Here is a 12,966-nt window from a genome sequence, read left to right on the forward strand (position 1 = left end):
CGCCCGAAAATTTTTCCCAGCCGACATGGCCACCACCTCGCAGGAAGACGTGCTGACTATGCCGTAACAGCCTCGACGATCAGGCGCAAGTCACCGGCTGCTCGACTTGCTTACCGGACGGATTTGCGCCACGACGTCACCGAGGCCGCGAGTGCGGCGAGGGAAATCAGCGCCAGCAGTTGCACGCCGGCGGAATGCCCGGCGTAACCGTCGACCGAACGCCATGGATGCCGGGACAGTGCCGCGCCGGCCAGAATCAGTCCACCGGCGCTCAACCCCACCGCGACGACGTCACGCCGTCGGGGATTGTCGCGTAGCGCCCACTGCAGGCCGAGCGCCGCGCCGAACACCAGGGCGCCCACCGCTCCGGCGATCACCGCCCCCGCCGCCAGCACAGCGACGCCCGCCCAGGGTCCGGGCGCCCACGGGCGGGCAGGGGGGTCGTCGCGGGGCTGGCGTCGCTGCGGCCACCAGGCCATCAGCGCCAGCAGCGGCAGCAGCGCCAGCCCGCCGGCCAGGCCGACGCGATAGAGCGAGTTGGGCGCAAAGGTCAGCGTGACGGTGCCCGACGTTCCCGGCGGCACCACCCAGCCCTGCTGCCAGCCGTTGACGGCGACCGGTGTGAGCCGAGTTCCGGCGCTGGTGTGTGCGACCCAACCGGGGTTGATGCTTTCCGGCACGACCACTACTCGCGACGTCGCCGAATCCGGTATGCGCACCTCGCGGCGGGCCGGACCCCATGTCCCGGTGGAAGCGGGCGTTACGGATGCGGCGGTCGACTCGGCCGCGAGCGGCCCGGACAATTGGGCACCCTCGACGACGAATTCCGTTCCGGGGCTGATCAATAACTCCTGCTGACCGGTCGGCAACAGGATCGGCTGACGGTCGCACGCTTGGGCGGCCACCGGCGCGCCGTCCAGCAGCGCGCCCACGGTGGTCTGGATCGTGGTGTGCACAAATCGGCCGGCGATCGCGATGACCGGCCCATGCGCGCAGTCGACGGTGACCTCGCGCGCGCGGTTGCGGGCGGCGTCGGCGGCGGCGATCGGTCTGCCGTCGGCGCCGAGTGCCGCGATCTCGGCCAACCCTGGGGGCTTCAGCTGGTCGAAGCCCAGCGCGGTGCGGTCGATGACGTCTGCCCAGTCGAGCAGGCTGATCGTGACGGTGTCGGTGACGCGGGATTTCAGGGGCAGGGTTTGCGGCGCGGCGGGCCCGGCTGGTCCTTCTTCGGAGGATCTCAATTCACGAACCTGCGGACCGTCCCCGAGGTCGACGGCGACCATGGTCGGGTGTGCGGGCACTGACGACCGGCTGGGGAGCAGCCGAAGTCCGGTCACCTCGGTTGGCCGGGGCAGGGTGAGGGTGAGCGTCGGGGGCGTCTTGTGCTGCACCACCCGCTGCGGTGCTGTCCATGCGGTGGCCGGATCACCGTCGGTGGCGGCATAAGCGGAGCCGAGAACGTCGACCAGATCGGCGTCGCCGCGGGCGCGGGTGGTGTCCGGTTCGGCGACCAGATCGGCCAGCATGGGTCCCGGCCGCGCGCGCACCCAGACCGCGGGAAGCACCGGCATCGGTCGGGGCACGCTCAGCGTGCGGCTGAACGTCACCGGTGTTTCGGGTGCCAGCGCCATCGAGGCCGCACACTGCATGTTCTTCGGCCCCATGGCGCAGCCCGGTCGGCCGAACAGCTCGGAACCCAGGTCCCACCGCGCGACGGCCGCGTTCGGCGGGGGACCGGGAACCAGCACGGTGTGCCGCAGGCCGACCGGGTGGGCGAACCCCGACGCGTCGTACTGGGTGATCGACAAGTCGGTGATCGCGAATTGCACTCCGGCCGAACCGTTATCGGTGGCGATCGCGGTGATCCGCACCCACGGGGTTTCACCGACCGGCAGCGCCGCGGTGATCGGTTTGCCGGCCTCGTCGAACCGCAGTGTCGTGGTGCCGTTGACGGTGGACACCTCGATCCTGCGGACCTGGGCGCCGACGGCTGTCGCGCTGGGTGTGATCGTGATGACGCTGTTGGTCACCGGATGGTCGAAGTCCACCTGCAGCCATTGGCCGACGGCGGACTGCAGCCCGTTGGACACCCATGCGGTGGCCGAGTCGCCGTCAATCGCGGCGACGGGCGAGGTCGCCGGGGCGACGTCGGGCAGCGCGGTGGCATCCGATGACGAGCTGGATACCGTGAGCCGACCGCCGGTCCAGGCGCCGTAGACGGTCTCAGCGCCCGGGGTCGGGTAGTCGGGCACCCGGTTGAAGGTGTACCGGGCGTCGCCGACAGCCCGGGTTGCCGACGAGTGGTCGTCGACGCGGCCGTAGTCGGTTTCCCGCGCCACCGGCGTATCGCTGACGGTCACCCCTACCCCACCGGGTATTGGCAGGCTTGCGCGCTCGGCGTCCGCGGTCATCAGCACCGGACCCAGCGGAGGCTGACCTGACAGCCGCCGGCGTTCGTCAAGGCGCAACAGCACCTCCGGCCCGCCGTCGACGCGGGCCAGTTGGTCGGTGTCGGTCAGGTAGGGCGCGGCGGGATTAGCGGTGGCGGCGACGTCTGTGGCGACTCGGTAGATCTCCACGGCGGGATAGCGGGGTCGCAATCCGCTGTCGGTGACGAAGCCCGACACCGGGCCGGGCCCGACCGGCGCGCCGAACTCGGCGACTTTCTGCAGTCGCGGGGATCCCGCGATGGCTCGGTGCACCAGAATCGGGCGTGCCGAGCGCGACGTGTCGGGGTCCAGGTCGTTGCGTAAGACGACATACGAAATGCCTTGGCGGGCAAGCGTATCGGCCAGGCCCGCGGAGGGTCTGCCGGCCGCGAAGAGACGTTGCACGGAGTCGAGTGCCCGGATGGTTTGCGGTGGGGTCAACGGGATGGAGTCGCGCACGCCCCACGGACTGTTGCCGAGAACCTGCAGTGGTTCGTCGTGGCTGGTGCCCCACAGCTGGGTGGCGAACGGCGCACCGGGAACCACCAGCACTCGGCCCGGAGTAGGTGCGCCGGTGTTGTGGTCGGATAGCCAGTCGGCGGCATCATGCCAATACCGGGGTATCGCGCTGAACGTTCCTGGCGGGGTGATCCGACCGCTCCATGCCAGCGAAGTGCTGGCCATCAGGGCGGTCAGCATCACGATCGCGGCCGCGACCCGCTTGTCGCGCTCCGGGTGAGCAAAGGCGTGAATCCACACGGCTTTCGGCGCGCTCCCCGGTAGCGGGATCCGGCCCAGCACCTGCGCCAGGCCCAGCACGATCGGAATCCGGATCACCGACTCCAGCTTGTGCACGTTCCGCAGCGGCGCTCCGCGGGCGTCCAGGAAAGCTTGCACGTGATGCGCCAGCGGTGAGCCCAACCCGCCGCTGTACCCGGCGCCGAGCAGCACCACGCCGATCAGCAGCATGGTCACCAACCGGCCGCGCGCCGGCATGCCCCCCAACGCGAGCCCGGCCAACCCGCCGGCTGCCACCAGGCAGGTGGCCAGGATGGCGACCGATCCGGTGACCAGAGGTGCGCCTGCGGTGGCGTCGGGCGCCACGAACGGGGTCCAAATGTCGGTGCCACGCAGCACTTCGACCAGCGACGACCATTGCGTGGTCACGCCGGACGATTCGATGAAGTCCAGAAATGGCGGGCTGATCCGAGCCATCAAGATCAGCGCCACCAACCACCACGACATCGCCAATGCCAGGGCCAGTAACCACCACGCGGTATAGCGCAACCATCGGCGGTTGGGCCGGTGGCAGGCCCACCAGATCACGGCGGGCAGGCAGCCGGCCAGCGTCGCGATCGCGTTGACCGCTCCCATCAGTGCCACGGCGACTCCGGCCTGCCCGGCGAGCCGGCGCACCGACCGGTCGGCCTCGCCGCGCAGCGCCACGATGGTGGGCAGCAGCACCCAGGGCGCCAGCATGATCGGCAAAGTTTCCGACGAGATCGACCCCAAGGTGGTCAATACCCGAGGTGAAAGCGCGAACGCCGCCGCGGCGATCACGCGCGATGTCGGGCTGCCGATACCCAGTGCCTCGGCGACCCGCAGTAACCCCCAGAAGCCGACGGTCAGCAGCAGCGCCCACCACAGCCGCTGGGTCACCCAGCCCGGCAGTCCCAGCAGATGACCGGCCAGGAAGAACGCCCCGTGCGGAAACAGGTAGCCGTAGGCCTGGTTTTGCGCTTGTCCGAACGGCAGTTCGCTGTTCCACAAGTTGGTTGCCCGGGCCAGGAAGCGCAGCGGGTTGGCGGTGAGGTCGAGTTTGGTATCGGGGGAGATCTGCCCTGGCGACGCAGCGATGCTCAGCGTTAGCGCGACCGTCGCGACCAACCACAACCAGCGTCGCGACAGCGGCGGCGCAGCAGAAGCGGCTGTCGCGCGGGCGACCGCAGTCGCCGACTGAGTCCGATTGCCCGGCTCCTCAACTGGCCGTCCGCCGGCCCGCATCGTCGCCGCGCGGTTAACTGCGGTTGCCGTACTCGACCCGGTTGAGCACCGACGACTGCGGATCGCCGCCGGGAAGCGGCGGCTTGGTGTCCTGTTGCACCATCAACGTGATCCCGAAGATCGCGGCTGCGCCCAGCAGCAGACCGACCACGACGCTGGCGGCGGCGGGCGCAACAAACCGGTTCATCGGGCAGCTCCTTGGACGTGCGGGCTGGATTTTTCGGCAAGCCTCGTCGCCAAACCTAGCAGAAGGCAAGGTCGCGGCCGGTGGACCGTTCGCCGGGCTCGGACGAGGCGGGGTGGCGGTGCCGCGGATCGATCCCATGACAGCATGGGCGAATGGCTTTCCCGCGCACACTGGCTGTGCTCGCCGCGGTTCTGGCGCTGGTGGTCGCGTGCGGCCACACCTCCGAGCGACCCAAGTCGGCACCGGCGACGTCCTCTGCGGCCAAGCCGATCCCCCCGGCCCGACCCGCGTGTGGGGATCCGGCGGCGATATTGGCGGCAATGTCGACCGGCGACAAGCTGGCTCAGCTGCTGATGGTGGGGGTGCGCAATGGCGACGATGCCAAAGCCGTCGTGGCAGACCATCACGTCGGCGGCATCTTCATCGGTAGCTGGACTGACCTGTCGATGCTGATAAACGGCACGGTGAAGAATCTGTCCGCAAGCACGGCGCTGCCGGTGGCGATCAGCGTCGACGAGGAGGGCGGCCGGGTCGCGCGGCTGTCGTCGCTGATCGGGCCGGCACCCTCGGCACGGGCGCTGGCCAAGACGCACACCGCCGACGAGGTCTACGGCATCGCGCTGGACCGGGGCCATCGGATGCGTGGCCTGGGCATCACCATCGACTTCGCTCCCGTGGTCGATGTCTCCGACGCTCCCGATGACACCGTGATCGGCGACCGGTCGTTCAGCTCGGATCCGGCGGTCGTCACCCAGTACGCCGGCGCATACGACCGAGGTCTGCGTGACGCCGGGCTGCTGCCGGTGCTCAAGCATTTCCCCGGCCATGGGCACGGCTCCGGCGACTCGCACACCGGCGGGGTCACCACGCCGCCGCTCGACCAGTTGCAGAACGACGATCTGGTGCCGTACCGGACGCTGGTGTCCGCCGCCCCAGTCGGCGTGATGATCGGCCACCTGCAGGTGCCCGGCCTGACCGGCGATCAGCCGGCCAGCCTCAGCCGCGCCGCCGTGCAGTTGTTGCGCACCGGCACCGGGTACAAAGCCCCGGCCTTCGACGGCCCGGTGTTCAGCGACGACCTGTCCAGCATGGCCGCGATCAACGAGCGCTTCAGCGTTCCCGACGCGGTCTTGCGCACCCTGCAGGCGGGCACCGACATCGCGCTGTGGGTTACTACCGACGAGGTGCCCGCCGTGCTGGATCGGCTGGAGAAGGCATTGGCCGCAGGGGAGTTGACGATGTCTGCGGTCGATGCCTCCGTACTGCGGGTCGCGAAGATGAAAGGGCCGAAGCCAGACTGCGGGCCGTAATCGCGGCGGCAGCCATATCCATTGCTTACTCTGAAGTCAGACCCGCAGGCATGCGGAGGTTGGCTAGAAGGGGACAGCATGGCAGGTGGTACCAAGCGGTTACCCCGTGCTGTGCGAGAACAGCAGATGCTGGATGCTGCTGTCCAGATGTTCTCCGTCAACGGATACCACGAGACGTCGATGGACGTGATCGCAGCCAAGGCGGAGATTTCCAAGCCGATGCTGTACCTGTATTACGGCTCCAAGGAGGAGCTGTTCGGCGCTTGTCTTGATCGCGAGTTGACGCGATTCATCGACGGCGTACGTGAAGAGATCAATCTCGAGCAGAGCCCGAAAGACTTGTTGCGCAACACCATCGTGGCGTTTATGCGCTACATCGACGCCAACCGCGCATCGTGGATCGTGATGTACGCCCAGGCCACCAATTCGCAGGCATTCGCCCACACCGTGCGCGAGGGACGCGAGCGGATCATCGCCATGGTTGCCCGGCTGCTGCAGGCGGGCACCCGGAATCCCGAACCGGACGCCGACTTCGACATGATGGCCGTGGCGCTGGTGGGGGCCGGCGAGGCGGTGGCGACCCGGCTCAGTACCGGCGATACCGACGTCGACGAGGCGGCCAAGCTGATGATCAACCTGTTCTGGCGCGGCCTCAAGGGCGTGCCGTCCGATCGGGACGCGGCCGAAGTCGCCGCCGAACCGGGCTAGTCGGCGGCCTCGCCATTCACCCCATGAGCCGCCGCGATGTTGAATTTCTGTGCGCGGTGGTCATTGTCGGGCTGCTGGCCGGGGTTGCCGGGTTGTCGACGACGTTGCTGCTGCGATTTACCCAGCACCTCACCTACCACTACACATTCGGATCGCTGCTACAGGGGGTCACCGGTAGCAGCCCACTCCGTCGAGCCCTGGGGCCGATGGTCGGCGGAGCGCTTGCCGGGCTGGGCTGGTGGATATTGCGGTCCAGAACTGATGTCCCGGAACTGTCTGGGGCCATCGCGCGCGGCGAGCCGATACGCATGCTGCCTTTCGGCGTCGACGCGGCGCTGCAGGTGCTGGTGGTTGGCTCTGGTGCATCGCTGGGTCGGGAAGGAGCTCCACGCCAATTCGCCGCGGCCCTCGGCGATTTGGGCATCGGATGGCTGAAACGCCTGTCGCCCCGCGACCGTGAGATTCTGCTGGGGTGTGCGGCCGGCGCCGGGCTCGGTGCGGTTTATGCCGTGCCGCTCGGTGGTGCGCTGTTCGCGCTGCGCATCATGTTGAGAACATGGCAGCTCCGAGCAGTAGGTGCCGCGTTGATCACCTCGAGCCTGGCCGTCTCGGTTGCCTCAGTGCTCACCCATAATCAGCCGATTCTGACCTGGCCCAACCTCCACTTTTCCTACCGTTTGATCGGTTACGCGCTGGTGTTGGGCCCGCTGACCTTTGTGGTGGGCCTAGTGTTCAATCGCGCCATGGCGGCGGCACATCGGGCCGCGCTGAGGCGATCCTGGCTGTTGATCCCGGCAATCGCCTGCGCGGGGTTGCTGACCGGTGTCTGCTCACACTGGTGGCCCGAACTGCCCGGCAACGGCAGATCGATCCTGTCCTCGACGCTCGCCGGCGGGATGACCTTGGCAACGGCGGCGGCAGTCTTGGTTCTGAAACCGCTCCTGACGGCAGTGTTTCTGCGGGCCGGCGCGACGGGCGGATTGATCACCCCCGCGCTGGCCACCGGCGCAGCGGCCGGGACGCTGTTGGTGCTGACCATCAACGCGGCGGCAGGGACCCACTTTCAGGTTCAGGCAATCTCGTTGGCCGGTGCAGCCGGTGTACTCGCGGTCACTCAGCGCACGCCGTTTTGGGCCGCGTTCTTCGTTTGGGAGTTGGCCCGACCTCCGATTTGGTTGTTGCTGGTCTTTCTTGTCGCCGCCCTCAGCGCGTACGGTGTCGGGTTACTCGTCGAACGCGATCCCGGCTAGCGCGTCCGCAGCGTGCCAGTCAGATGCGGATACCCCTTGGCGATGTTGCGCAAGCTGATGTCCCACCCATCCTGAACCTGATCGACGTAGAGTCCGGCACTGGCGGGCAGCACCACCGGTTTGCCGAACCGCACCGAATATGTCACAGCGTCGGGGAGCCCAGCCTCCAAATTTGCCAATACTGCCGCGGCGCTGAACATTCCGTGTGCGATGACGCTCGGAAAGCCGAACAACTTGGCCCCGATGGGGTTGGTGTGGATCGGGTTGTGATCACCGCCGATGGCAGCGTATCGGCGAATCTGGCCCGGCGTTATCCGCAGGATTGCTTTCGGCGGGGGCGGCTTGGGTTGTTTCTGCGGCGGCGGCTTGGGTTCCCCGGACAGGCTGGTGCGTTGTAGATGCAGGAAGGTCGTCACCTGGTGCCACGCCACCTCGTTGCCGACGCTGACATCGGTCACCAGGTCCACCAGCAGGCCCTTGCGGTGTTCACGCAGGTTCTCGGCGTGCACGGCGATATTGACCGTATCGGTCACCTTGATCGGCCGGTGTTGGGTGATGTGGTTTTCGGTATGGACGGATCCCATTGCGGCGAACGGGAAGTCGAACCCGGTTACCAGTGACATCACCGTCGGGAAGGTCAACGCGAACGGGTACGTCAACGGCACGGTATCGCCGTAACGCAGTCCGGTGACTGCCGCGTAGCCGGCCACGTTCCCGCGGTCGATGGGTACGTCGTTGACGGTCAGCGTCCTGCTGGGCAGATGGTCACTGCGTGGCACGAACGGCAGCGCCCCGGCCGCTGCGCGCAGCAGGTTTTTCAGGCCGCTTGGTTGCGTCACTGCGTTCCCCTCTCCGCTAGGCGCCCAGCATAGCCTGGCCGCAGACACGAATGACGTTGCCCGTCACCGCGTTTGATGCCGGGCTGGCGAAGTAGGCGATGGTCTCGGCGACGTCCACCGGTTGCCCGCCCTGATACAGCGAGTTCAATCGACGGCCTACCTCGCGGGTGGCCAGCGGGATGGCCGCGGTCATCTGGGTTTCGATGAATCCCGGCGCGACGGCGTTGATCGTGATGCCCTTCTCGGCGAGCCCCGGAGCCAGTGCCTGGGTCAGCCCGATCATGCCCGCCTTGGTGGTGGCGTAGTTGGTCTGCCCACGGTTGCCCGCGATGCCGGCCATCGACGACAGCCCGATCACCCGACCACCGTCGCCGATGCTGCCGTTGCCGATCAGTCCTTCGGTAAGTCTTTGTGGCGCGAGCAGGTTGACCGCAAGCACCGCGTTCCAACGTGCGTCATCCATGTTGGCCAGCAGCTTGTCGCGGGTGATGCCGGCGTTGTTGACCAAGATGTCGGCCCGGCCGTTGTAGTGATCGCGCAGATGCTCGGTGATCCGGTCGACGGCGTCGTCTGCGGTGACGTCGAGGGTCAGGGCCGTCCCACCGATGCGGCTGGCGGTCTCGGCCAGGGCCTCGGCTGCGGCCTCCACGTCGATGACAACGACTCGGGCCCCGTCACGGGCGAACACTTCTGCGATCGTCGCACCGATACCCCGTGCGGCACCGGTCACGATGCCCACTTTGCCGTCCAGCGGCCGGTCCCAGTCGGCCGGCGGAGTCGAGTCGGCCGCGCTCACGTAGAACACCTGGCCGTCCACGTACGCCGATTTGGCCGACAGGATGAACCGCAGGGTGGATTCCGCGCCGGTAGCGGCTGGTTTGGCGTCAGGCGACAGATAGACCAGCGCGACCGTGGCACCCCGGCGCAGCTCCTTGCCCAGCGAGCGGGTGAATCCTTCCAGCGCGCGCTGCGCGATCCGCTCGCCCACGCTCCCGGCCCGGTCGGGAGTCGTTCCGACGACGACGATGCGGCCGGAGGGGCCGACGTTGCGCAACAGCGGAGTGAAGAAGTCGTGCAGCGCCGTCAACCCGGCCGGCGTGGTGATACCGGTGGCGTCGAAAACCAGCCCGCCGAACGAATCGGCCCAGCGACCGCCCAGATTGGCGCCCACCACGTCGTAATCCTTGTCCAGCGCCGCACGCAGCGGCTCGACAACCCGGCCCTCACCGCCGATCAGCAGCGATCCGGCCAGCGGCGGGTCACCGACCCGGTAACGCCGCAGTTTCTCGGGCTGTGGAACGCCGAGTTGCTTGGCGAGAAACGAGCCAGGCCCGGAGTTGACGACTTGGGAGAATAGATCAGGTGAAACCTTCGGGGCCACTGAGTTGCCTTCCATATCGAGCGTGTCATCTGTCGACTAGCGTATCGAGTACCGAACTTACTCCAGAGTAAGAACAGTAGGTAGTATGACCCCTAACCGTGGATAACCCCCAACTGACGGAGATAAGCGTGACTTCTGCAAGTTCCCCGGCGAAGACCCACTCCATGCGCCGCGTCGCTGTGCTCGGTGGCAATCGGATCCCGTTCGCGCGCTCGGACCGCGCCTACGCCGAAGCGTCCAACCAGGACATGTTCACCGCCGCTCTGGGTGGGCTGGTCGACCGGTTCGGCCTTGCCGGCGAGCGTTTGGGCGCGGTGATCGGCGGCGCGGTGCTCAAGCACAGCCGCGACTTCAACCTGATGCGCGAATGCGTGCTCGGCTCCGCGCTGTCGTCCTACACCCCGGCGTTCGACCTGCAGCAGGCCTGCGGGACCGGCCTGCAGGCGGCGATTGCCGCGGCTGACGGCATCGCCTCCGGCCGCTACGAGGTCGCCGCCGCCGGCGGGGTGGACACCACCTCGGATGCGCCGATTGGCTTGGGCGACAACCTGCGTCGCACGTTGCTGGAACTGCGCCGGTCAAAGTCCAACGTCCAGCGGCTGAAGCTGGTCGGCAAGCTTCCGGCCAGCCTCGGGGTGGAGATTCCGGTGAACAGCGAGCCGCGCACCGGGCTGTCGATGGGTGAGCACGCCGCCATCACCGCCAAGCAGATGGGGATCAAGCGCGTCGACCAGGACGAGCTGGCCGCCGCCAGCCACCGCAACATGGCGGCGGCCTACGACCGCGGCTTCTTCGACGACCTGGTGACACCGTTCCTGGGTCTCTACCGGGACGACAACCTACGGCCGGATTCGTCGGTGGAGAAGCTGGCCAAGCTGAAGCCGGTGTTCGGGGCGAAGGCCGGCGACGCCACCATGACGGCCGGCAACTCGACACCGCTGACTGACGGCGCTTCGGTGGCGTTGCTGGCCAGCGAGGATTGGGCCGCCGAGCACTCGCTGACGCCGTTGGCTTACTTCGTCGACGCCGAGACGGCGTCGGTGGATTACGTCACCGGCGCCGATGGCCTGCTGATGGCGCCGACCTACGCGGTGCCACGCCTGCTGGCGCGCAATGGGCTCAGCCTGCAGGACTTCGACTTCTACGAGATCCATGAAGCGTTCGCCTCGGTGGTGCTGGCGCACCTGCAGGCCTGGGAGTCCGAGGAGTACTGCAAGGAGCGGCTGGGCCTGGACTCCGCGTTGGGGTCCATCGACCGGGCCAAGCTCAACGTGAACGGCTCGTCGCTGGCCGCGGGTCACCCGTTCGCGGCCACCGGCGGGCGGATCCTCGCGCAGCTGGCCAAGCAGCTCTCCGAGGCCAGGGCGAAGCAAGGGGCGACAGACAAGCCGTTGCGGGGGCTGATCTCGATCTGTGCCGCCGGCGGCCAGGGCGTTGCCGCCATTCTGGAAGCCTGATCCAACCATCCGGACGCCCGATCCGGATATGGCTCAGGTATGGGTCCGCGCCGTTTAGTAACGAGACCCCTCGGGTAGCCGATGGCTCGGATAGCTCCGTGTTGTCGTCCGACCCCCCGACCCGATGGCAATGCGGAGCGTCCTTGAGCCGGGGCCGCCGACGGAATGAGGGGATCCGCGGCGGCCCCTCCAACTCGTCAGCGTCACACCAAAGCAAAAGCCCCCGTCTCGCACTGAGAACGGGGGCTTTTGCTAGTGCCTGAGATCAGAAGGCGGCTTCGTCGAGCTCCATGATGTCGTTGTCGATCGTCTCCAGCACCTGGCGGGTGCTGGTCAACAACGGCAGGAAGCTCTTGGCGAAGAACGACGCCACCGCGATCTTGCCTTCGTAGAAGGCCCGGTCGGCATCGCTGACACCGGCGTCGAGCGCCTCCAGCGCCACCGCGGCCTGACGCTGCAGCAGCCAGCCGATCACCAGGTCGCCGACGCTCATCAGGAAGCGCACCGAACCCAGTCCCACCTTGTAGATGCTGGAAATGTCTTCCTGCGCGGCCATCAAGTAGCCGGTCAGCGTCGCTGCCATCGCCTGCACATCGGCCAGGGCGGTGGCCAGCAGCGCACGCTCGGCCTTCAGCCGGCCGTTGCCGGACTCGCTCTTGACGAATTCCTCGATCTGCCCCGACACGTGGGCCAGCGCCACACCCTTGTCGCGGACGATCTTCCGGAAGAAGAAGTCCTGCGCCTGGATGGCCGTGGTGCCCTCGTAGAGCGAGTCGATCTTGGCGTCGCGGATGTACTGCTCGATCGGGTAGTCCTGCAAAAAGCCCGACCCTCCGAAGGTCTGCAGGCTCTCGGTGAGCTTGGCGTAGGCCTGCTCGGAGCCGACACCCTTGACCACCGGCAGCATCAAGTCGTTGACCTTGACCGCCAAATCGGCGTCCACATCGTGCACGGCCTTGGCCACCGCCGGGTCCTGGTAGGTCGCGGTGTAGGTGTACAGCGCACGCAGACCCTCGGCGTAGGACTTCTGGGTCATCAGGCTGCGACGCACGTCCGGGTGGTGGGTGATGGTCACCCGCGGCGCGGTCTTGTCGGTCATCTGGGTCAGGTCGGCGCCCTGCACCCGGTTCTTCGCGTAGTCCAGGGCGTTGAGGTAGCCGGTGGACAGCGTCGCGATGGCCTTGGTGCCGACCATCATGCGGGCCTGCTCAATCACCTCGAACATCTGCGCGATGCCGTTGTGCACCTCGCCGACCAGCCAGCCCTTGGCGGGGACGCCGTGCTGGCCGAAGGTCAGCTCGCAGGTCGCCGAGGCCTTCAGGCCCATTTTGTGCTCGACGTTGGTGACGAAGACGCCGTTGCGCTCGCCCAGCTCGCCGGTCTCGAAGTCGAACAACACCT

General features: G+C 67.5%; 9 protein-coding genes. 4 read left to right on the plus strand and 5 right to left on the minus strand.

The window, feature by feature from the left end; all coding sequences use genetic code 11:
* Positions 1-110: 110 nt before the first annotated feature.
* Together ACLQI9_RS23345 and ACLQI9_RS23350 are read right to left on the minus strand one after the other, a co-directional pair.
* The gene (locus ACLQI9_RS23345; RefSeq protein WP_442376362.1) at positions 111-4,337 is read right to left on the minus strand and encodes an alpha-(1->3)-arabinofuranosyltransferase domain-containing protein; all 4,227 of its coding nucleotides are present in this window, start codon (positions 4,335-4,337) and stop codon (positions 111-113) included.
* A 109-nt stretch (positions 4,338-4,446) separates the two neighbouring features.
* Positions 4,447-4,620 (minus strand): DUF2613 domain-containing protein, encoded by a 174-nt coding sequence (locus ACLQI9_RS23350; RefSeq protein WP_067342410.1) that lies wholly within the window; start codon positions 4,618-4,620, stop codon positions 4,447-4,449.
* 152 nt (positions 4,621-4,772) lie between these two features.
* On the opposite strand from ACLQI9_RS23350, the gene ACLQI9_RS23355 reads away from it, so the two are divergent.
* The 3 genes from ACLQI9_RS23355 to ACLQI9_RS23365 all read left to right on the plus strand — a co-directional run bounded on the left by ACLQI9_RS23355 (position 4,773) and on the right by ACLQI9_RS23365 (position 7,888).
* Positions 4,773-5,930 carry a glycoside hydrolase family 3 N-terminal domain-containing protein gene (locus tag ACLQI9_RS23355; protein ID WP_442376322.1) on the plus strand — a complete coding sequence of 386 codons (1,158 nt, stop codon included), beginning with the start codon at positions 4,773-4,775 and terminating at the stop codon, positions 5,928-5,930.
* Positions 5,931-6,008: 78 nt separating this feature from the next.
* On the plus strand, positions 6,009-6,638 hold the full coding sequence (locus ACLQI9_RS23360; RefSeq protein WP_442376320.1) for a TetR/AcrR family transcriptional regulator: 630 nt from the start codon (positions 6,009-6,011) through the stop codon (positions 6,636-6,638).
* Between the two features lie 23 nt (positions 6,639-6,661).
* Positions 6,662-7,888: a chloride channel protein gene (locus ACLQI9_RS23365; protein ID WP_442376318.1), complete on the plus strand. Its 1,227-nt coding sequence runs from the start codon at positions 6,662-6,664 to the stop codon at positions 7,886-7,888.
* Here the strand turns inward: ACLQI9_RS23365 and ACLQI9_RS23370 are convergent.
* Both ACLQI9_RS23370 and ACLQI9_RS23375 read right to left on the minus strand, forming a co-directional pair.
* Positions 7,885-8,727: a MaoC/PaaZ C-terminal domain-containing protein gene (locus ACLQI9_RS23370; RefSeq protein WP_442376316.1), complete on the minus strand. Its 843-nt coding sequence runs from the start codon at positions 8,725-8,727 to the stop codon at positions 7,885-7,887. The genes ACLQI9_RS23365 and ACLQI9_RS23370 overlap by 4 nt on opposite strands.
* Before the next feature lie 16 nt (positions 8,728-8,743).
* A complete protein-coding gene (locus ACLQI9_RS23375) occupies positions 8,744-10,108 on the minus strand; it encodes a 3-oxoacyl-ACP reductase (protein ID WP_442392265.1) in 1,365 nt (454 codons plus the stop codon).
* 128 nt (positions 10,109-10,236) lie between these two features.
* Here ACLQI9_RS23375 and ACLQI9_RS23380 point away from each other — a divergent pair, with 128 nt between their 5' ends.
* Positions 10,237-11,565, plus strand: a complete 1,329-nt coding sequence (locus ACLQI9_RS23380) for an acetyl-CoA C-acetyltransferase (protein ID WP_442376312.1) — start codon at positions 10,237-10,239, stop codon at positions 11,563-11,565.
* 265 nt (positions 11,566-11,830) lie between these two features.
* On the opposite strand, the gene ACLQI9_RS23385 is transcribed toward ACLQI9_RS23380, so the two are convergent.
* Positions 11,831-12,966, minus strand: a 1,136-nt coding sequence (locus ACLQI9_RS23385) for an acyl-CoA dehydrogenase (RefSeq protein WP_442392266.1), incomplete at its 5' end; no start/stop codon positions are given.

It is taken from the genome of Mycobacterium sp. (assembly GCF_052143115.1).
Taxonomy (GTDB): domain Bacteria; phylum Actinomycetota; class Actinomycetes; order Mycobacteriales; family Mycobacteriaceae; genus Mycobacterium.

What these genes read in the sequence shown, in the direction of transcription:
- ACLQI9_RS23355 (WP_442376322.1), top strand. Translation starts at nt 4,773, where the DNA reads ATGGCTTTCCCGCGCACACTGGCTGTGCTCGCCGCGGTTCTGGCGCTG.
- ACLQI9_RS23360 (WP_442376320.1), top strand. Translation starts at nt 6,009, where the DNA reads ATGGCAGGTGGTACCAAGCGGTTACCCCGTGCTGTGCGAGAACAGCAG.
- ACLQI9_RS23365 (WP_442376318.1), top strand. Translation starts at nt 6,662, where the DNA reads ATGAGCCGCCGCGATGTTGAATTTCTGTGCGCGGTGGTCATTGTCGGG.
- ACLQI9_RS23350 (WP_067342410.1), bottom strand. Translation starts at nt 4,620, where the DNA reads ATGAACCGGTTTGTTGCGCCCGCCGCCGCCAGCGTCGTGGTCGGTCTG.